The following is a 20,364-nucleotide window of genomic DNA, read 5'->3' as shown; positions in this document are numbered from 1 at the left end:
TCAAAGCCGGGTAAGGGGTTCGCGATTATCGTCATCCTCGGCATGCAGAAAGATCACCCGTGGATGCTCCAGCGGTGCCAGCGGCGGTGGCAATTCTTCCTGCTGCACCGGCCAGAAATGCGTCACCACATGGCTGATGTCGCCTTCCTGATCGTTGTGAATGGTCATCACCCCGGGCGTGCGCAGTTTCTGCAAGCGGTCATCGCAAAGCTTGAAACTCTTGCTCAAGCCTTCATCGTCGATCACCGGCGACGGCAAGCGGCGCTGGGCAAAACTGCGACTTTTGCGCTGCTGATAACGCGCCCAGGAAATCAGAATCACCGCGTTGACCAAGGCAATCCACAGATAAATCTGCAGGGTGCCCAGCGCGTCGAACGCCGAGTGATCGATGCGAGGCCCACCCGCATAGGTTTCAATCAATGGCCATAACCCACGGATCAGCAAGAACAACAGCCCCACCCACGCCACTACGGTAAGCACCACATCGACCACGACCAGAAAAGGCCGTTGGCGGGTCCGGATGATTTTCATTTGATGACCTCCTCTTCGTCGTCGCCGATCGGTTTGATGCCCCGATCAGGACTGACCCAACGCGCGCGTTTCTGATGTTGGCCGAACAGCACTTTCGGGAAGCTGACCAGCGTCGTCAGCAAACTGACAAACCAGAACGCGATCGGGTACCAGACCACCCAGAACATGGTCTTGCCCAAACCTGGCTCGTAGCGACGGTCGATGATGATGCTGACGGCGAACTGCACCAGACAGACGAACGCCAGCAACAGCCCGGTGAACGCCGGTGGCATCAAGTGATCCACCGCGATGGCCTCCGGCATGACCACGAACTTGCCGACGCCCCAGAAAATTACCGACAGCAGGAAGGTGAATGCCCAACCGGTCGACAGGCAGTATTCAAACAGCAGCGGCCACAGATAACGATGGCGGTACTGCCAAATGCCACGGATGTTTTTGAACAGCACTTCGGCGCCGCCCTGCGCCCAGCGCAAACGCTGCTTCCACAAACCACCGAGGGTTTCCGGCATCAGGATCCAGCACAGCGCGCGCGGCTCGTAGAAGATGCTCCAGTGATCGAGTTGCAGCTTCCAGCTGATGTCGATGTCTTCAGTGATCATGTCCGGGCTCCAGTAACCGACGCGGTTCAGCGCGCTACGGCGGAACGCGACGATTACGCCGGAGACGGTAAAGATCCGCCCGAACACCCGTTGCGTGCGTTTAATGAGCCCGATGATCGAGGAGAACTCGCCGACCTGCACCCGCCCGACCAGCGTCGAACGCGTACGAATCCGTGGGTTGCCGGTCACTGCGCCGAGGCGTGCGTTATCCAGCATCGGTGCAACCAGATACGCCGCGGTGTTCGGCGCCAGCAGTGCGTCACCGTCGATGCACACCAGATATTCACTGCGCGCCGCGATGGCACCCATGCGCAATGCGACGGCTTTGCCCTGGTTTTCCGCCAGATGCAGCACGCGCAAACGTGGATCTTCCTTGGCCAGCGCATCCAGCACTTCGGCGGTGTTGTCCTTGGAGCCGTCGTTGATCGCGATGACTTCGATGTTCGGGTAGTGCTGGGCCAGCGCCGCGTGGATGGTGTCGGCGGCGTTGTCACCTTCGTTGTAGCAAGGGATCAGAATCGAGATCAGCGGCTCGCCTTCCAGTGGCGGCGGTAGCGTGTCGTCCTGCCACGGCCAGTGGCGCTCCCAGTGCAGCCAGAAATACAGGCCGCCGGCAATCCACAACCCGGACATGAACAGCGGGTAGAAGAACACGAAGTCCATCAGGAACTGCCCGGTCACCAGGAAGATCAGGCCCAGCGGCACGCCGAGGACGAGCGCCAGAACAAGCAGGGCTAACAGTCTATCCAGCATGTTATGGATTCCATTTGTTGGAGAGCGCAGGCCTTACGGTTTTCAGGTCCGGCAGGTTGTCGAGGAAGTTGTCCGGGTAGTAGCCGAAACTGGTCGCGCCTTGGCGCTTGAGGCGGCTCATCCAGTCCGCCAGATGCGCGCCGTCGATATCGGCCTGATCCTTTTTCGTCCAGTCGCGGGCCTGCAATTCGAACACCGTGCGGTTCAGGGCTCCGGGGCGCTTGCTGACGGTTTGCACCAAGGTTTCCAGCCACGGGCCGGACTCGGCCTGGGTCTGTTTTTCCATGAGCGGCATGGCCATCGGTGCGGTCCAGTCGTAGGTTTGCAGGAAGTCGTCGAGGTTCTGTGCGTACCAGGCTTCGCTCTCGGGATTGAGCATCGGCTCGGCGAAAATATTGCGCGCGGTCATAACCTGCGGGCCACGGATGGCGCGGACTTTGGCGGTCAACTCGTTGGTGAAATCGATGAGGTATCTGCTCTTGAACCGCGTCCAGCGCTGCATCGCTGCCGGGTCATCGCGCAACGCGGCAATCGAGCCGGGCAAACCTTGGGCGGCGTAAGCTTTCAAGGCTTCAGGGCTGGCGTCTTCGAAATCCGAAAGCAGCGCATCGTCGTGATAGAGGATGCCGTCGACCGAGGTCAGGCGCGCTACGTCCTCGTAAATTTCACCGATAATCCGCCGCACCTCGGGATCGAACGGCGAAAGGCGTGTGTACTGATCCGGATCGACAGCGGTTGTACCGGTTTTCGGGTCCCAGCGGGTGACACGTGGCAGTTTCGAATCGAGGCCGAAACTCAGCACCGGCATCCACGCAAACACCTTCACATTGGCGCGAGTGCGCAGCTGCCAGGCAACGCGGTCGAAAATGTCGGCACGTACCGGCAAGTGACGGTTGGGGAAGTACAGCGAGTGCACCAGACCATCGCCCTGCGGATCGGCAAAGGCTTGCAGGAACACCGTGTTGGCGCCCATGTCGGCCATGCGCTGCACCAGTTTGCCGAGGTTGATGTCCTGTTGCGCCGGGTCGGGGTCGTAGACGTTGTCCAGATCAACGTGCACCACACGCATGACGAAATCCGACTGCACGTCGACGATGCTATTGGAGAAAACCTCGCCATCGGGATCGGAGGAAACCAGGAAGCGCGGGCTGCTCATCAGGTTGTCGAGGGCATCGAGACCGTCGTCGAGGGTCAGGGCCATTTCGTAGCCCTCCTCGCCGACCACGGTCAGCGAAGTACCGTCCGCCGCACCATACGGCCAGACCCAGACCCGTGGTTTCTTGCCGGTGACCTTGCGGATTTTTTCCGAGATATTGTTTACGTCGACACGAATCCGAGCCTGAAAATCGGCCTCGGATTCATAGCGTTTGGTCACTGGATCGTAGCGCCGGGTCGCCGCGGCAGGCTGCATGTTGCCTTGCGGATTGGCCAGAATCCCTTTGTGGTTGGCGTCGGTGTGCGCGGCGATTTCCACCAGACCCGATTGCGAGATTTCACGCACCTGATCCCAGGTCAGGAAGTCGGAACGCGCACGCGGGGCGCCAGCAAAATCCACCGGTTGATTGAGCGGCGTGTCGATCCAGACGCCGACCGGGGCCAGCAAGGCGTGCCAGTTGTAGGCGCGCAGCACCGGCAGCACGCGGGTATAGAAGCTCGCATAACCGTCGTCGAAGCTGAGCAGAATCGCTTTCGCCGGCAGCTCCGGGCCGCCCTTGCGCGCAGCCATGATCTGGTCGACGGTGACCGGTTTGTAGCCGTTCTCACGCAGCCAGGCGAGCTGTTCGATCATGCGCTCGGTGCGCACCGCGACCACCGCCTGATCGGGATCACGGTCTTCAACATCGTGATAGGCGATGCCGAGCACGTGGTTTTTCGGCCACGGTTTTTCGCTGGCCGCCAGCGGACGCTCGGACGGCGGCGCGAAGGCCGGAGCTTGCTGGGCGCAGGCGCTGACCAGCAGCGCTCCCAGCAGAAGGATGAAACGCGAAATCAAAGGCATCTTCAAACTCTTCTAGAAGCGGAAAGTGAGGTCGACGAGCAGACGCAGATCGGTCTCCCGATCCCCGTCGTAGGGCCGGTTGATCACACTGAGCAAACCGCCCACCTCGAATACGTCGTTCCAGGCATAACGCTGGCCGTAACCGAGCAAGGCCATGCCGCCAGTGCCGTGATCACGTTGGCTGTACGTGCCCGCGCCGGCCTGGAACTGCTGGCTCCAAGAGGTTTCGTAGCGGTGGTAGAGCACGTGATTGACGTTGACCAGCGGCATCACGCTGAAATCGGATTTGGGGTTGAAGTACGGCACGTCATCGGACTTGGAGTTGTGGCTGGTGCCGACTTCCAGTCCTGCATCGACCTGCACGTTCGGCGCGCTGTAGACGCCCTCACGGCCGGTAAGCAAGGCTTCGACGCGGTTGTTGCCGTCACTGAAGTGCGATGGGCTGACCGACAGACGCCACTCGCGACTTTCATTGGCGCGCCAGCGGATGAAACCGCTGCCGCCATTGGCCTTGATGTCGCTGTTGAGCGCGCGCAATGGCGTCTCGGCCGACAGGTATTCGAGGCTGCCGCCGTACTGCCAGTGGTCATTGATGTCGCGGGCGATCGCCAGACGCGCGCCCTGTTTGTCGCCGAACCCGTAAGAGTGGTTGGAGACTTCCGCTTCAAGGGTCATGTCGCGGGTGCGCCGCTCCAGGCCAACGCGCTGGAAGCGGTGGTGCCCGGTGCCTTCGGCGAAGTCGCCGGTGGCATAACCGGCCCCGGCGAACACGCGCCAGTCTTCATCAATGGGCGGGCTGTACAGGGTAGTCTGGATGCCGAAATCGCGGCTACCGCTGACGGCTCCGGCATCGCCGCTGCCGCCACCATTGGCCTTGCCGCCGTAGGCTTCGACGCGCAGTTCGGACATGTCATGCACTTCGCGCTCGCGCGCTGCTCGCTGGACCTGACGGTTATCAGGAAAACGCGCGACCACGTCATCGGTCAGCGCATCCATCTGCCGCCATTCCTGCAGCGTCATCGCCGTGCGCGCCTGCGCGACTTCCAGGCCCATGCCGCGCGGCACCATGCTCTCTGTTTCCTTGAGCTGGAGTTCCGCACGGCGCGGCCATTGCCGCGCCAGATACAGGTCGGCCTGGGCCAGACGCAAGCCGACATTGCCGGGGGCCTGATCGACCAGCGTCTGCAAGCGTTCTTCGCTGTGGGGCAAATCGGAACCATAGGTCCCGGCCTGCGCAGCCAACTGCTGGGCGTCCATCCATTCATGGTTGGGGTTGCCGATGGGCAAACCTTTGAGTTCGACACGCGGACGCTGAGACTTGGCGGCGTCCTCGGCGACTTTGCGCGCTTCATCGGCGCGGTCGCTTTCCAACAACGCGTAGTACAGCGCGGTGCTGTCTTCGAGGCGATCACCGACATCGGCGTCCGGCGCCGAAAGCACCTGGCGATACAAGCCCGTGGCGATTTCCGGTTCACGCTGATCCAGATACGACGCCGCCACCCAGCGCAGGGCGTAAGTCGGAATCTTCACGCCTTCGGCTTGCAGCTTCTGGTACTCAGTGATGACGTCTGCCGTGCGTACCCGGGCCTTGAGCGCACCCATGCGGTCGATGCGCCAGCGGGTCACGTCATCCTGAGCGCTGGCGTCCGGCGTCCAGGTAGCGATCAGCTTGTCGTAGTCGGCCAGCGCGCGATCGGCGATGACGTAGCGTTCTTTTTCGCTGCGGGTGGCGAGTTCGGCGAGGCGCACGCGCTCGGCAGCCAGATCGCCTTCGAGGCGACGCAACGTGGGCGGATCAATCAGACCCGGACGTTGATTGGTCAGACGCAACGCCGGTTCCGGCAGACGCGCCTTTTGCAGGGCAACCACGTATTCACGAGCGACGTCCGGTTTGTTGCCGGCGCGTTTGAAGGCTTGATCGTATTCGAACAGGGCGTCGTACTGTTTGCCGGCGCGGGTCAACGCGTAGCCCAGCGCCAGACGGCGGGAAGGATCATCAGGTTTGGCCGCTACCAGCGCTTTGGCGCGGGTCACCGCTTCGTCGGGCTTACCGGCATCAGCCTGAGTCAGGGCCAGGCCCAGTTGCAGATCGGCGTTATCCGGCTCCAGCGCCAGAGCCTTGTTGTAGACCTGAGTGGCTTGATCCCAGCGCTTGAGGTTGCGGTAGGCGCGCGCAGTGGCGGTCAGCGCCTGAACCGGCAGCACGCGGTCGCGGCCCTGGGTTTCATAGACCTGCACCACTTCGGCGTCGAGTCCGGCCCAACTGGCGATTTGCAGGTGATCGCTGATCTGCCCGGTGGTCGACTGGCCGGGTGGCACCTGACGCAAAACCGTCAGCGCCGGCGTGGTTTGCCCGGCACGGGCGTCGCGCACCATCTGATCGTAGGGTGTGTCGGCAAACGCCAGCGCCGGCCAGAGCAACTGGCTGCACAGCGCGACTCGAAACAAAGGGCGTAAACCACGATGTAATACAGGAACATCAATACGCGGCATTCGTCAGCATCCTTACATGGCCAGCCGGGTCGCAATGCCCTCCTTGCCCTTTCGTAACGGTGGCCGCCCATGCACATGCAACGGCCAAGCTTAGTCAGGCAGTCTTGCACGCAAGCGCGGACCAGTATCCGGAACACAATAATTGTTCAGAATCGTGCTCCGGAAACGCCAAAAACCCGAACGCCAGACAGCAAAACGCCCGGCGTCTGTGCGATACAGAGGCCGGGCGTTGCTATTAAGAACGCAGAATTACTGCACTTGCGTGACGCCTGCGAACTTGCTCATCAGGAAGCCGACGAACTGCTCGACGGTCATCTTCTGGCCGTTGAATTCGACCTGATTGGCGGCGTAATGCAGCTTGGTCACGACGTTGGTGCCGTCGACGACGGCCAACTGCGAACCGACGGCCATGCCGGCGAACATGTCGGCCGCTTCCTTGGATTGATCGACGATGGCTTTGGCATCGGTCTGACCGTCGAGTTGCGCCTGCACGCTGAGCAGATCGACCAGCATTGGCTTGGACACCTGGATATTCAGGTCGAGCAACGCGATCAGTTGTTTGCCCAACTGATCCGGCGGCAGATCCATCGATTGCGGCTTGGTCAGGTCGATCACCAGATTGGCCTTGCTCTCACCGTTGGCGGTATTGAACGAGAGGTTTTCCAGCGCAAACTGTGGGCCGGCAGCCAGCAGTTTTTGCAGATCGGCTTTGACTTGCGCGCTTTCAGCTTCGGTCAGGTTCAGCTCAGGTGCCGGCAGGCCAGCGGCGGCGGCTTCAGCGGCGGCTTTTTCGTAAGGCTGCAATTTGGTCTGGTAAATCTGCATCAGCGACATGGTCGACGGGATGTCGAGGTTTTTCAGGCTCATGGCCATATTGGCCGAGCCGATTTTCTTGTCATTGAGGCTGACTTCGCCAACCTTATAGTCCGCACGGCCGGACGCATTGCTGCCGTTTTCTTCGGTGAGGTTCTTCATTTCGAAGTTCTTCACGCCGAGCACCGATTGCTTGGTGCCGAAGGTGGTTTTGCTGTTGGTCAGCACCAGGGTGTTTTCCCCGGTGTAGTAGCCGTAGCTGCTCTTGGCGAGGTTGCTGGCCAGGGTCAGACCGTTGAGTTCGACCTGCACCGGCGCCTGATCTTCAGCCACCGTAACCAGTTTCAGGTTGTCCATGTAGCCGTCCGCCTTGACCTTCTGCGCTTTGGCGTTGGCGGAGATGTTCATGGTCAGGCCGGAGAACTTCAGGCTCGACTGCTCATCCAGTGCGGTTTCGAACGGCAGCAGGTCGAGGGTGCTGGTAGTGGATTCGTCGTAGCCGAGGCTGGTCACGCCTTTGAGCGGCGCGGCGCCCTTGGTGGCGGCGAACCACTTCTCGGTGGCCGGACTTTTTTCCAGCTCGTAGTTGCTGGTGGCCATCACCGGCAGCCATTTCAGCGAAACCAGACGCGAGAATGGCAGCGGGCCATGTTCGATGTGGTCGACGAACAGCAGTTCGACCGGCGCATCACCGAACATCTCGCCTTCACCTTTGAGGCGGTAGTGCGCGGTGCTGGTGAAGGTGTGGCGCTCCAGCGACACCAGTTCCAGCGACGCGGTGCCGTTGGAGCCGGCCATCGCGGTTTGCAGCTCTTGGTTGGCGTTGGTGACGGCGTTGTTCAGCACGCCTTCGATCTTGGTCCCGGTGTACCAGGCCCCGCCTGCACTGATCGCGCCGATGGCAACAACAATTCCGAGAAGCACGCCTGCTGATTTATTCATGAATGACCTGATCGATTTCCGTGGCTGTGAGTGTGGTCGTCTTCCCTGAACCCGTGACCGGGTCGCGGCTCGACTGCGCTGAATTCAGCGGTGGAGATTAGCACCGGGCGCGTGAGCTGGCCCAATGTTTAAAGGTTAAAGAGTGTCTATGGACACTCGGGAAAGCAAAAAGATCGCAGCCTGCGGCAGCTCCTACAGAGAAACGCGTTCCAATGTAGGAGCTGCCGCAGGCTGCGATCTTTCGCTGTTCAGGAATACTGAACCTCAATCTCATCCAGTTGATGATCAAAGCTTTTCAGCCGCGCGGTCCAGGTGTAAACCAGAACCTCAAAATCCCGATCGATCACCGCCCCGCCCGGCCCGTCGGCGCGCGGATCGCAGAAATCCAGTTGATAGCGCTCGCGGGCCATGGCCGTGGCGACATCGGACAATTCGCGGGCGTTGTTCAACCAATGCCAGCCCTCGCCATCAATCTGCTTGTCGAGTTCCAGACACTGCTTTTTCAGCGCTTCGAGACTTTTTTCCAATGGCGTGCCGGTGAGTTCGCCCATGACTTCGGCGAAGGTCCGCCCGGGTTGCCAGTAGCTACCCCAGAAATACCGGTCGAACACGGTTTCGACCCGGCGCAGGGCGACTTTGGTATCCCAGATCAGCACCAGGGTCTTGCCCTGTTCGAGCTGCCGTTTCTTGACCCGCTGCACCTGGAGCGACGCCCAGGCGACCACGACGATTGCCATGACCGCAATCAGCGCGACGGCGCTGTCGAGGAAAACCATGGCCTTGTCGATCTGGTGGGCCAGCATGATGCCGTAGAAATAAGTGGCCGAGAGCAGCACCAACGCTACCAGGGCGCACCAGAAGCCGAGAGCGTAAGGGTTTTTCATTATTGGTTTCCCCTAGACCAGCGCTAGCAATGTGCGCTGAAGGGGCGCTTTGCACGGGGCGCCCCTTCAACACTTCAAAGCATAGCAACGGCCTCAGGGTTTGCTGGGGCTTGCAGCGTGCGTTCGTCCGCTTTCCCAACCGCCGCCCAAGGCGAGGAACAAATCGATCTGGCTCATCGCAACCTGGGTGTTGGCGGCGGCCAGTTGCGCGGTGACATCGGTGTAGGTGCGCGTTGCTTGCAGATCAGCGAGGAACGACTCGCGACCGGCCTGGAAGAAGCGGTGGGTCTGGTCGGCCGCCAGCTTTGCCGACTGCTCGGCGTCGGCCAGTGCGTCGCGACGTTGCAGCAATGCGCTGTACTGGGCCAGACCGGTCTGGGTTTCGCGAATGGCGTTGAGCACCACGCCGTCGAAGTGCGCCAAGGCGCCTTGGGTCGCCGCTTCTGCCTCGCGGATTCGCGCACGAGCGCCGTTGGTCGGCACTTTCCAGCTCAGCGACGGGCCAAAGCCCCAGCGGTTGGTCGACGGATCACCCAAGTCATCGATGAGACCAACAGTGCCGATGGTCGCGCCGATACTGATGTCCGGATACAACTCGCCCGTGGCGACGCCGATCCCGGCGGTCGAAGCAGCCAGTCGTCGTTCGGCCTGACGAATGTCCGGACGACGTTTGAGCAGCGCGGCGCCATCGCCGACTGGCACCAATTGGGCGATTTTCGGCAACTCGGCGCAGGTCGCGGTGCCGGCGGGCAACTGATCAACCGGTTTCGCCAGCAGCATCGACAGACGGAACAACCCGGCCTGACGCGCCGCTTCATAGCGCGGCAGGTCGGCGCGCAGGGATTTGAATTGAGTTTGCGAGCGGGTGACCTGGGTTTCGTCGCCACGTCCGGCGTCACGCAGACGCTGGATCAGCGTGGTGCTTTGCGATTGCAGGTCCAGGGAATGCTCGGCGATTTCCCGTTCTTCATTGGCCGCGCAGACTTGGGTGTAAGCACGAACCACGTCCGCCACCAAGGTGATCCGCGCCGTGTCTGCCGCGGCCTGGGTCGCGTCGGCATTGGCCTTCGCGCCTTCGATGCCACGCTGCAAGGTGCCCCACAGATCGAACTGATAAGAAGCACTGATGCCAATGTCGCCGACGTTATCGACCGGGACTTTTTCCGGCAGCAAGAATGCCTGACCAGACTCTTGCAAACGCTGCGCGCCCATCTTCACACCTGCGCTCCAGCCGCCCGCTGCTTCGGCCTCATCGACCTGAGCTCGAGCCCGTTGCAGGTTCGCCGCCGCGACGCGCAAATCGGTGTTGGAGGCCATGGCCTGCTGCACCAGTTGATCCAGCCGCGCATCCTTATAAAGACGCCACCAATCCGCCGGCACCGGCGCCGAGACCACCGGTTTTCCGGCAACCGCCAGTTCGCCCTGAAAATCCTTGCGCTGAACCGCCGCATCCTCCGGCACCTGATAGTCCGGCCCGACCATCTGACAGGCCGAGAGCATCACGCCCAACCCGGCGATCATCAGCGCCCGGTTCATTGCACGGGCTCCTGCTTGCGGTCGTCGCGTGGCTGATCGTCGATGATCGAAACGGTGGCGGTACGCCCGGCGATCATGCGGAAATCTTCCGGTACATCGTCAAAGGCAATCCGCACCGGAATCCGCTGCGCCAGCCGCACCCAGCTGAATGCCGGGTTAACGTTCGGCAGCAAGTTGCTGCCGCTGGTACGGTCGCGGTCTTCGATACCGGCGACGATGCTTTCAACATGCCCGCGCAGTTTGGCGCGGTCGCCGATTACGCGAATATCCACCGACTGGCCGACATGAATGCCGTCGAGTTTGGTCTCTTCGAAATAGCCGTCGATGTGGAACGAATTGCTATCGACCACCGACAACACCGGACGCCCGGCGGTGACGAATTCCTGCGGACGCGGCGCGCGGTCGTTGACGTAGCCGTCCACCGGGCTGCGGATTACCGAGCGGTCGAGGTTGAGCTGCGCACTGTCCACAGTGACCATGGCTTCGGCCAGTGCCGATTGCGCGCGGGCGACCTTCGACTGGCTTTCTTCCAGTTGCTCGGCCGGCACCAGGTTACCGAGGCCACGGTTACGCTTGGCTTCGCGCTGGGCTTGAGCGAGGGTTTCTTCGCGATCAGCGACGGCCGCCTTGGCCTGACGCAGGGCCAGTTTGAAACGGTCTTGGTCGATGCTGAACAGCACTTGGCCGCGCTTGATCAACTGGTTGTCTTTCACTTCAACCTGTTGGATCAACCCGGAGACGTCCGGGGCGATCTGGATGATGTCGGCGCGAATATGGCCGTCACGGGTCCACGGCGCGAACATGTAATACATCACCATGCGCCAGACGAGGACAACGGCAAAAGTCACGATCAGCAGGGTCAGTACCACGCGACCGATGGTCAAAAACGGTTTTTTCATGTCATCAGGTATCGACTGAGTGAGTCCACGCCGTACAGAAGCACGGCATAGAGGGCCACGTTGAACAATGCCCGGTGCCAGACCAGACGGTAAAAGTGCACGCGCGTAAGCACGGCATGCACCAGCAAAAACAGCACATAAGTGATGCCCATCAACACCAGCAAGGTCGGCAGAAAAATGCCGCTGATGTCCAGATCACCGATCATAGGGGCGCTCCATCGGGCAGCGGTTCTTCGGAGTCGGCACTGGAGACGAATTCGACGCCGGGCAACAGCGCCAGACGCAAGCCGCTCAAGGCGTGCAACAGGTTCAGGCGGGTTTCATCGTCGCCGTGGCCATTGAGCGCGCGGCGGGTACGATCCAGGGTCATCAGCAACGGGGCCGGCGCCGGCAAGCGTTCGCCGGCCTTGAGGCAGGCGCGGAAATACTCGCCGACTTCACTGACCACTTGCTGCAACAGCGCGTTCGGCGCGCCGGTCACCCGTGGGGTGTAGGCGAGCAAATCGAGCAGGTTCAGGCCGACACGCACTTCGCGCATGGCGATGCCGGTGTCCTGGCCGGTGAGGGCCAGACGCGGCAGGTGCTGCATCAGTCGATCAAGCAACTGCACGCCCAATTTGCGGTGTTCGGCAAGGTTGGCCGGCTCGGTCATGCGGACGATGTCTTTCCAACTGAAGCGGGTCAGGCGTTTGGCCGCCAGTTCGGCGCCGAACGGACGCGCCACCAGCGTCCAGATAAACGCGAACAACAGCCCTAACGGACCCGCCAGGTTGGAGTTCACGAAGGCAAAAAAGTCCGCGTCGTAAGCGCCCTGAATACTGATGAACGAGGAGGTGTTGACCAGCGTCAGCAGCATGCCGAGGAAAAACCGCGGCTGTACAGTCAATGTGCCGACGCAGATGAACGGGATGGAAAACGCCAGCACCAGCATCGGGAAATCATGCAAGTTGGGCAGAATCAAAAACAGATAAAGGCTGGCGAACAACACCGACATGCCGGTCCAGAAAAAGAACCGGTAAATCTGCGGTGCCGGGTCGTCCATCGAGGCGAAGAAGCTACAGGCCACCGCGGCGAGAATCACCGCGCTGCCGCCGTCCGGCCAGCCGAGCAGAATCCACAGCACCGAGGCGGTGATGATCGCCAGAACGGTCGAGGCCGCCGAGTAGAGCATCAGCCCACGATCAATGAACGGCGTCAGACGACCGAGGCGCCAGTGACGGTAGACCGCGCGCCAGCTGTCCTGGCGCTCGCAGAGAATCGCGTCCTGCAGACTGCGGCAGTCCTGCCATAAATCGATGAATTCGCCGAGGCGATAAATCGAGTTGGAGAACAGCAGTTGTTTGCGGTCTTGCAGTGCTTCGACGCTCGGTTGCAGGGCTTCGAGCTGATCTTTCAGCGCTTGCCAGCGGTCGAGATCGGCGTCCTGATGAGCGAGCCATTCGCGGGTTGCGGCCAGCAGCGGTGCGAACTTTTCTACCAGCTCTGGTGTGCGCCGCTCTAGGGCGTAGAGCGAATCTTCCAGCGCATCGATCACTGGCAACAGATGAATCATCCGCCCGCGCAGTTCTTTGGTGTTGCGCACGGTTTGCGGTAGTGCGCCTTCGTGGGGCAACTGGCCGATCATCAATTCGAGACTGTTGAAGTTGGCAACCATGGCCATGCGCAGCGCAGTGACTTCTTCGGGCTGCACGTCGCGGCTGAGGAATTTCAGGCTATAGGTCGTTGCGTCGGCGAACCACTTGCTCACGGCATCGTTGAACACCGGCGCCAGACGGCGCGGCCAGAACATCGCGCCGACCACCGCAGCTACGGCGATGCCGAGGAAAATCTCTTCCGTACGCGCTTCCGCCACGTCCCACACTGCCAGCGGGTTATCCACCACCGGCAAGGCAATCAGCGGCAGGGTGTAACCGGCGAGCATCAATGCGTAGTTGTTGGCCGTGCGCAGTTGCAGGGACAGGAACAACAAAATGCCCGTCCACAGCGCGATGACCACCACCAGTACATACGGGCTCTGCACGAACATCGGCACGAAAAAAACCGCCGCCGCGGCACCGAGAAAAGTCCCGATGGCGCGGTACAAGGCCTTGGAACTGGTCGGGCCGAGAAACGGGCTGGAGACGATATACACCGTGGCCATCGCCCAATACGGACGCGGCATTTGCATGAGCAAGGCGATGTACAGCGCGATCATCGACGCTGCGAAAGTCCGCACCCCGTAGAACCAGTCGCGGGCCGGCGGAATGCCAGAGAAAAAACCGTTCAAGAATTGATCACCACAGGCGGATGGGCCGCCTCAAAAGCTCTGAGTACCCGAAGCGTAGCTTCCAGATCGCTTTGCTCGATGCCTTCGAGCACCTCGTGACGCAAGCGCACCAGTTCGATCTCGACCGCTTGCACCAGTTCACGACCGGTGTCGGTCAGGCTCAGGCATTTGGCCCGGCGATCCTGGGCATCTTCGGTGCGGCAGACGTAGCCGGAATGACACAACTGATCGAGCAGACGCACCAGCGACGGACTCTCCATCCCGGCCGCCTGCGCCACTTGCACCTGGCGCACGCCCTCGCCCAAACGGCCGATCATCAACAGCGGCACGGCGCAGGCTTCGGAGATTCCGTAGTTGACCAGCGTGGTCTGGCAGATCTTCCGCCAATGCCTGGCGGCCACCACCATGGCACTGCTGATGTTCATCTGGAGAGCGTCGAGTTCGTTCGGCACGGGGAAATGCACACTGTTAGTTTGCTAACTATCAATATCGCATTGGAGGGGAATTTCAGTCAAGTTTTGAAACAAATTGCTCCACTGGTCGCTCGCACAAACTGAAGCTTTCTAATTCATGTGATGACGATGTATATACCTCGTCAGTACCGAGAACCTTGAAGGAATCTGCAGATGTCAAAACAAGCCGTTTTTACAATGAAGCTTGAACCAGAGCTGCGTGAGCAGTTCATGGCGGAGGCAGAGGCCTCCCATCGCCCTGCTTCGCAGATCATGCGAGAAATGATGCGTCAGTTTGTTCGCACACAACAGGAAGCCCGAGAGTACGAAGCCTTCCTGCAACGAAAAGTCGACCTTGCAAGAGAATCGATGGCAGCCGGTGAAGGTGTGTCCAACGAGGAAGTTGAAGCACAATTCGCCGCCAGGCGCAGGCAGGTAGAAAATCAAGGATGAAGATTATCTGGAGTAAAAATGCCGTACAGGATCGCGAAAAAATCTGGGACTACCTTCACGCAAAAAATCCAGGCGCAGCGCTCGACATGGATCGCCGCTTCACCGAAGCGGCTTCGCGCCTATCCCAGAACCCCAAGATTGGCCCGGTCGGCATCATTGCTGGCACTCGCGAATTAATTCCCCATCCCAGCTACCGTCTTGTCTACCAGTCAGATCAGGATGTGATCTGGATTATGGCGCTGGTTCATACAGCACGGGCCTGGCCTTTTCCAACGTAGCGATTACCCCGCTCTCCCCTTGCGCAACATCACATTCAACTGATCCACCACCTCCGCCCAATCGGCGTCATCCAGAATCTCGTCACGCAAAAACTCCGCTTGGCTCTTCGTCCAGAAAAACGCATCAGCCAAATGCAAGTCGGGTTTGAGCGGGGAATGGGTGGCGATGAATTTGTCGATGTCGACCGGTTCGTCGGGGAGGCCGAGTTGTTTGAATAGTGATGGGAGGTTGTGTGTTGGGCTTTCCATTGATCAACTCCTTCAAAAATGGGCTGTGTGGAAGATTATTCGCGAGCAGGCTCGCTCCCACAGGGGAATGCGATCAACCTGTGGGAGCGAGCCTGCTCGCGAAGGCCTCAGTGCCGGCACCACAAAACTTAATCACTCAACTCCCGCACCTCGGCATGCGGCACCATTTTCAGAAACTCCGGCATGCTCATGTGCAGCAGGTAATTGTGGTTGCCCGCCTCCAGATAAATATCCTTTTGCCGCGTCAGCAACGGGTCGATGACCATGTCCAGACCATAAGAGCCACCCAGCGGCGGCACCGCGCCGCGTTCGCAATCATCGAAAATGTGCGCCAGATTGCTTTCGCGGGTCAATTGCCATTCGCCGCTGGTGCGTACCTTGCTCAGGTCCAGATGACGACTGGCCGGCAGCACGGCCATCAGGTAGTGCCCGTGGTGGTCGTCGAGGATGATCGATTTGGCCACGCGCTCGGCGGGCACCCCGGCGACCCGTGCGGTTTCCAGGCTGCTGGACGAGTGTCGGTGGGCGACGATGTCGTATTCGCAGTGCGCCCGGTTCAGGCTGCTCTGTACTTTTCTTGCCATGCGCATGATGCACCTCGGTGTTGCGCTGAACGGTGGTTGCCGTGTCTTTGAGTCTAGTTCGGCGAGGGGTTGGCGCAGAGAATTCCGCCCACTGGACACATCCGCACATTGATCAAAATTCAACCAGCGCAACCCTCAACTAGACTGTAAGAACCAGCCATGACGCTCGCGGAGGGTCACGTGAACAGCCGATGTTGTGCGCTTGCCTTGCTCCTGCTGATCAGCGGCTCAGCCCTCGCCGCTGACACCCCGTTGCCGCCGATGAGTCCGGCCGGTTTGTGGCTGATTACCTTGGGCATCGTCTTTCTGATCGCCGAAGCGGCGCTGCCCAATTACGGAGTGATCGGGCTGGGCGGCATCATCATGTTCGTGATCGGCGCGCTGATTCTGAGCAACGCCGAGTTGCCGGTGCCGATGATGATCGGCCTTGGTCTGATCAGCGCTCTCTTGTTGATTGCGCTGCTGATTCGCGCCCTGAAAACCCGCCCCCGCCACGCGGTCAGTGGCGATGCCGGCCTGCTCGGCAGTGTCACCGCGATCACTACGGTGCAACCGGGCGATGCCCGTAATGGCTGGGTGCAACTGCAAGGTGAGCGCTGGCAAGTGCTCAGCGCGACACCGCTGCACACCGGGCAATCAGTGCGCGTGGTGGCGCGCAAGGGATTGTTGCTGCAAGTGGCCGCGACTGACGCGGCGCCACTCGGAGAGTGATTATGGGTCTGCAAATCGGTTTTGTTGCGCTGCTGTTACTGGTCATTGCCCTCGCCGGCTCGACGTTTCGCATCCTGCGCGAATACGAACGCGGCGTGGTGTTCCAACTCGGCCGCTTTTGGCAGGTCAAAGGCCCAGGCCTGATCCTGCTGATCCCGGTGGTCCAGCAAATGGTCCGGGTCGACCTGCGCACCGTGGTGCTCGATGTGCCGCCGCAGGACGTGATCACCCGCGACAACGTCTCGGTCAAGGTCAACGCCGTGCTGTATTTCCGCGTGCTCGATCCGCAGAAGGCGATTATTCAGGTTGAGGATTATCTTTCTGCCACCAGCCAACTGGCGCAAACCACCTTGCGCGCGGTGCTTGGCAAGCATGAACTGGATGAGCTGCTGGCCGAGCGCGAGCAGTTGAACATCGACATCCAGCAGGTACTCGACGCGCAGACCGACGCCTGGGGGATCAAGGTCGCCAACGTCGAGATCAAACATGTCGACCTCAACGAATCGATGGTCCGCGCCATCGCCAAACAGGCGGAAGCCGAGCGCGAACGTCGGGCCAAGGTGATTCACGCCGAAGGCGAACTGCAAGCCTCGGAAAAACTCATGCAAGCAGCGGAAATGCTCGGTCGCCAGCCTGGCGCAATGCAGTTGCGCTATATGCAGACCTTGAGTTCGATTGCCGGGGACAAGAGTTCGACGATTGTCTTTCCGTTGCCGATCGAATTGCTCAAGGGCATGGCGGATTTGTCGGGGAAATCCTGACCCGCCTATTCACCCGCAGGTTTGGGCACGAACAAGCGTGCTTGCATCCCGCCCGCGTGTACTTCAGCGCTGGCCTGCCAGGTCGCAGGTAGCGGTGAGAACTCTTGTGGCTCATCGACGGTTCCGACCAGCCAGACCCGGCCTCCGGCTGGCAGCTCGGTCAGGCTGTTCAGATAGACATCACTCGTTACCAGCGTGCCGAACCCGTACTCATTTGGCCGCGTCGATTGGTCATCGGCGTTCGGTGGAGTGAAGAGGCGCACCTGCGCCCCGGTGCGATCGTAGTAGACGTAGCTCAGATACCAGAGCATGTCGCTGGTGACGATGCGGTCACCGGGAAGGAAATGCTGGTTGACGTACTTCACGACCGTGTCGAGTTGATCATGCGTGTCGACCGTGGCGTTGTTGTTTACGCCGACCAGTTCCACGGCGATCAGCGACACCAGCACTGCCAATGCCAACATCCGCACGCGGCTGTACAAACGGTCGATGGCCAACGCCGTCAGCATCGGCAAGCCAAGGGCATACGCCGTCAGATAACGCTCAATGAATACCGGCGTAATGAACGACACCAGATACACCAGCAATAGCGGCAGCCCGGTGTACAGCGCCAGCAGAACACTGCCGCGCGACACACTGCGATCGCGCATCACCGCGATGACTGCCAGCCCCAGCATCGCCAGCGGCAACGCCGCGAAAATCAGCCACGGCAAACTTTCACCGTCATCCTGAATCAACCATGACCAGATCATCGACGGCAGCGAACTCAACGTAACGGCAGGCTCCCAACCGACATCGCCACCGGCCTCAAGCTGCTGCATGTGCTGCGTCAAATCAAGCAGGTTGGGCAGCCAAGGCAGATACAAAGTAACGATGGTCAGGTTCGCCAGCCACCAGTTCCAGCGCTGGATGTGCCGGAACCGGTAACCACGCTGTACGCGGATCGCGATCAGATAAAGCCAGTGACACAGCGCCGCGAGCACGGCGAAATAGTGGGTGTAGAGCGCCGCGCTCATCAGCAGCAGGTAATACACCAGATAGCGCTGGCGTTGCGGGCGGCGGATCCAGTAGACCAGCGCCAGGCTCGCGGCGAGCAGCAGCGCCCCGAGCAGCGCGTACATGCGCACTTCCTGGCTGTAGCGCACCGCGGTCGGCAACAGCGCCAGCAACACACCGGCGATGAACGCTGCGCGACGGGTGGCCAGGCGATCCACCAGCCACACGCCCAGCCCCACCGCCGCAATGCCGGCCAGCGCACTGAGAGAGCGGACCGCCAGAATGCCGTCCCCGAACAATTCGACCCAGCCATGCAGCAGCATGAAGTACAGCGGCGGATGCACATCGAATGCCGCGTGCTGCCAAATTTCACTCAGCGAATAGCGCCCCAGCAGCAGACTGGAACCTTCATCGCCCCAGATCGCTGCCGCGGTCAGATCATAAAAACGCACGAATGCGGCCAGCGCCAGGATCGGCCATAGCCAGTGATTTTTTATCCAGCGCACCCAGCGCAAGCTGCCGAACCAGGAGCCGGGCGCGGCAAACGGATCTTGCGTGTCGCCCATTGGCGTGACTCTGTTCGCCGCCATTGCTGCCTCTTGCCGCGCCGCAGCGCCACGAGAGTATGACGCGCCAACCTGCCCATCACTTTAGGTCAGCCACGGCAGAACCGTCGATGTCGGTTTGTGCTTTCACGACGCCCGGCGTCATAGCCGCCATTTGCCCTTCCGGGTAAACCGACTGCCATCCCCCGCCCAACGCCTTGTACAACCCGACCATCGCCAGCGAAACGCCGGTGGAACTCTCCACCCACTGTTCCTGCGTTGCCAGCAGCGCGCTTTGCACGGTGAGGACGTTGACGAAATCGACCACACCTTCGACGTATTGCTGTTGCGCGGTGCGCAGGGCGATCTGGTTCTGGCGGACGGCTTCGGCGAGGCTGTCGCGGCGGCGCTGGCTGGCGTTGTAGACGGTCAGTTGATCGTCGATTTCATGCCAGGCACGCAGCACGGTTTGCTGGTAGCCGATCGCCGCTTCCTGTTGTTGCGCTTCGCGCAGTTGCAGCATGCCGCGCAGGCGTCCGCCATCGAACAGCGGCAGACTGAATTGCGGGCCGATGCCGAAGGCGCGTGAACCCCACGAGCCAAAGTCGCTGAGTTGCATGGCTTGCGAGCCGAGGTTGCCCGACAGGGTGATGCGCGGATAGAAGTCGCCTTTGGCTACACCGATATTGGCGGTAGCAGCATGCAGGCGCGCTTCGGCCTGACGGATGTCCGGGCGGCGTTCGGCAAGTTGTGACGGCAGACCGATGGCGACTTGCAGCGGCGACTGCGGCACGGCGGCGTCTGTGGATAACTCCTTAGCCAATGCCTGTGGCGGTTCGCCCATCAGCAGGCTGATCGCGTTGATCAACTGCGATTGACGTTGCTCCAGCGCCGGCAATCGCGATTCGATCGCGGCGACTTGCGCGGCGGCTTCGGCGACGTCGAGGTCAGTCGCCACACCGTCGGCCAGACGCAGTTGCGAGAGCTTCAGGCTATGGCGGGCGACGTCGAGGTTCTGCTCGGTGACGGCGCGGGTGTTTTGTACACCGCGCAGCTGAATGTAGTTTTGCGCCGTGTCAGCGAGTACGGCCAATAACACCCCGCGACGGTCGTTTTCGGCGACTTCGAGGTTTGCATCGGCGGCTTCGGTTTCGCGACGTACGCGGCCCCAGAAATCCAGTTCCCATGAGGCGGAGAAACCGGCGTCCCACAGGTTGAAGGCGGAATCGCCGTTGTGTCCGGACGGGTCGTTCAGGCCCTCGCTGCTGTTGCGTTTGCGCGCGTAACTGCCCGTGGCGGCGGTGCTCGGATAACGGTCAGCGGTGATCACCTGGCGGGCGGCGCGGCTTCGCTGCAGACGGCTGCTGGCCAGTTGCAGGTCGAGGTTGCTCTGCACCGCACGCTGAGTGAGTGCGGAGAGTTGCGCGTCGTGGAAGACCTCCCACCATCGTTCGTTGAGGGGTTCGCTGACAGCTTGGCTGGGGGCTGACTTGGCCGGCTTAGTCCAGTCGGCGATTTGTGTGGCTTCGGGTTTCTGGAAGTCTGGGCCGACGGTGCAGGCGGTGAGGCTTGCTGTCACCAAGGCGCTGAAAATGAGTGGCTGCCACTGACCCCATCGCT

Annotated in this window: 19 protein-coding genes; 4 read left to right on the top strand and 15 right to left on the bottom strand. The window is 60.9% G+C overall.

The features are described from left to right. The 11 genes from pgaD to PMI23_RS05110 all read right to left on the bottom strand — a co-directional run bounded on the left by pgaD (nucleotide 1) and on the right by PMI23_RS05110 (nucleotide 14,140). Complete coding sequence (gene pgaD, locus PMI23_RS05160; protein ID WP_007917695.1) at nucleotides 1-531, bottom strand: poly-beta-1,6-N-acetyl-D-glucosamine biosynthesis protein PgaD; 531 nt, start codon at nucleotides 529-531, stop codon at nucleotides 1-3. Continuing rightward, the gene (gene pgaC / locus PMI23_RS05155; RefSeq protein ID WP_007917696.1) at nucleotides 528-1,883 is read right to left on the bottom strand and encodes a poly-beta-1,6-N-acetyl-D-glucosamine synthase; all 1,356 of its coding nucleotides are present in this window, start codon (nucleotides 1,881-1,883) and stop codon (nucleotides 528-530) included. Before pgaC ends, pgaD begins: the two co-directional genes overlap by 4 nt. A 1-nt stretch (nucleotide 1,884) precedes the next feature. Beyond that, nucleotides 1,885-3,882 carry a poly-beta-1,6-N-acetyl-D-glucosamine N-deacetylase PgaB gene (pgaB, locus tag PMI23_RS05150; protein WP_007917697.1) on the bottom strand — a complete coding sequence of 666 codons (1,998 nt, stop codon included), beginning with the start codon at nucleotides 3,880-3,882 and terminating at the stop codon, nucleotides 1,885-1,887. A gap of 12 nt (nucleotides 3,883-3,894) precedes the next feature. After that, nucleotides 3,895-6,375 carry a poly-beta-1,6 N-acetyl-D-glucosamine export porin PgaA gene (gene pgaA / locus PMI23_RS05145; RefSeq protein WP_007917698.1) on the bottom strand — a complete coding sequence of 827 codons (2,481 nt, stop codon included), beginning with the start codon at nucleotides 6,373-6,375 and terminating at the stop codon, nucleotides 3,895-3,897. A 249-nt stretch (nucleotides 6,376-6,624) separates the two neighbouring features. Next, nucleotides 6,625-8,130, bottom strand: a complete 1,506-nt coding sequence (locus PMI23_RS05140; RefSeq protein ID WP_007917699.1) for a YdgA family protein — start codon at nucleotides 8,128-8,130, stop codon at nucleotides 6,625-6,627. Between the two features lie 248 nt (nucleotides 8,131-8,378). Continuing rightward, nucleotides 8,379-9,014 carry a hypothetical protein gene (locus tag PMI23_RS05135; protein WP_007917700.1) on the bottom strand — a complete coding sequence of 212 codons (636 nt, stop codon included), beginning with the start codon at nucleotides 9,012-9,014 and terminating at the stop codon, nucleotides 8,379-8,381. A 93-nt stretch (nucleotides 9,015-9,107) separates the two neighbouring features. Next, the gene (locus PMI23_RS05130; protein WP_007917701.1) at nucleotides 9,108-10,550 is read right to left on the bottom strand and encodes an efflux transporter outer membrane subunit; all 1,443 of its coding nucleotides are present in this window, start codon (nucleotides 10,548-10,550) and stop codon (nucleotides 9,108-9,110) included. Next, a complete protein-coding gene (locus tag PMI23_RS05125; protein WP_007917702.1) occupies nucleotides 10,547-11,449 on the bottom strand; it encodes an efflux RND transporter periplasmic adaptor subunit in 903 nt (300 codons plus the stop codon). Before PMI23_RS05125 ends, PMI23_RS05130 begins: the two co-directional genes overlap by 4 nt. Further along, on the bottom strand, nucleotides 11,446-11,655 hold the full coding sequence (locus tag PMI23_RS05120) for a DUF1656 domain-containing protein (RefSeq protein WP_007917703.1): 210 nt from the start codon (nucleotides 11,653-11,655) through the stop codon (nucleotides 11,446-11,448). The genes PMI23_RS05125 and PMI23_RS05120 overlap by 4 nt, the downstream gene beginning before the upstream one ends. Then, entirely contained in the window at nucleotides 11,652-13,715 is a 2,064-nt protein-coding gene (locus tag PMI23_RS05115) for an FUSC family protein (protein ID WP_007917704.1), read from the bottom strand. The genes PMI23_RS05120 and PMI23_RS05115 overlap by 4 nt, the downstream gene beginning before the upstream one ends. Further along, nucleotides 13,712-14,140, bottom strand: coding sequence for a MarR family winged helix-turn-helix transcriptional regulator (locus PMI23_RS05110; protein ID WP_042704904.1), 429 nt, complete (start codon nucleotides 14,138-14,140; stop codon nucleotides 13,712-13,714). The genes PMI23_RS05115 and PMI23_RS05110 overlap by 4 nt, the downstream gene beginning before the upstream one ends. Nucleotides 14,141-14,341: 201 nt before the next feature. Between PMI23_RS05110 and PMI23_RS05105 the strand changes: the two genes are divergently transcribed. Together PMI23_RS05105 and PMI23_RS05100 are read left to right on the top strand one after the other, a co-directional pair. Next, nucleotides 14,342-14,620, top strand: a complete 279-nt coding sequence (locus PMI23_RS05105; RefSeq protein WP_007917706.1) for a CopG family ribbon-helix-helix protein — start codon at nucleotides 14,342-14,344, stop codon at nucleotides 14,618-14,620. After that, nucleotides 14,617-14,898 (top strand): type II toxin-antitoxin system RelE/ParE family toxin, encoded by a 282-nt coding sequence (locus PMI23_RS05100; protein ID WP_007917707.1) that lies wholly within the window; start codon nucleotides 14,617-14,619, stop codon nucleotides 14,896-14,898. The genes PMI23_RS05105 and PMI23_RS05100 overlap by 4 nt, the downstream gene beginning before the upstream one ends. A gap of 3 nt (nucleotides 14,899-14,901) precedes the next feature. Here the strand turns inward: PMI23_RS05100 and PMI23_RS05095 are convergent, their stop codons facing one another. Further along, nucleotides 14,902-15,147 (bottom strand): DUF2789 domain-containing protein, encoded by a 246-nt coding sequence (locus PMI23_RS05095; protein WP_007917708.1) that lies wholly within the window; start codon nucleotides 15,145-15,147, stop codon nucleotides 14,902-14,904. A 128-nt stretch (nucleotides 15,148-15,275) separates the two neighbouring features. Next, entirely contained in the window at nucleotides 15,276-15,737 is a 462-nt protein-coding gene (locus PMI23_RS05090; protein WP_007917709.1) for an aminoacyl-tRNA deacylase, read from the bottom strand. A gap of 174 nt (nucleotides 15,738-15,911) precedes the next feature. Between PMI23_RS05090 and PMI23_RS05085 the strand changes: the two genes are divergently transcribed. Continuing rightward, on the top strand, nucleotides 15,912-16,442 hold the full coding sequence (locus PMI23_RS05085) for an NfeD family protein (RefSeq protein WP_238539513.1): 531 nt from the start codon (nucleotides 15,912-15,914) through the stop codon (nucleotides 16,440-16,442). 2 nt (nucleotides 16,443-16,444) lie between these two features. After that, nucleotides 16,445-17,203, top strand: coding sequence for a slipin family protein (locus tag PMI23_RS05080; protein ID WP_007917711.1), 759 nt, complete (start codon nucleotides 16,445-16,447; stop codon nucleotides 17,201-17,203). 5 nt (nucleotides 17,204-17,208) lie between these two features. Here the strand turns inward: PMI23_RS05080 and PMI23_RS05075 are convergent, their stop codons facing one another. Together PMI23_RS05075 and PMI23_RS05070 are read right to left on the bottom strand one after the other, a co-directional pair. Further along, nucleotides 17,209-18,789 (bottom strand): glycosyltransferase family 39 protein, encoded by a 1,581-nt coding sequence (locus tag PMI23_RS05075; protein ID WP_007917712.1) that lies wholly within the window; start codon nucleotides 18,787-18,789, stop codon nucleotides 17,209-17,211. 55 nt (nucleotides 18,790-18,844) lie between these two features. Then, the gene (locus tag PMI23_RS05070; RefSeq protein ID WP_238539515.1) at nucleotides 18,845-20,338 is read right to left on the bottom strand and encodes an efflux transporter outer membrane subunit; all 1,494 of its coding nucleotides are present in this window, start codon (nucleotides 20,336-20,338) and stop codon (nucleotides 18,845-18,847) included. Nucleotides 20,339-20,364: the final 26 nt, after the last annotated feature.

The organism is Pseudomonas sp. GM24 (genome assembly GCF_000282235.1).
Lineage (GTDB): Bacteria > Pseudomonadota > Gammaproteobacteria > Pseudomonadales > Pseudomonadaceae > Aquipseudomonas.
Note: the sequence above shows the minus strand (reverse complement) of the source record. Positions and strands in the feature narration are given on the sequence as shown.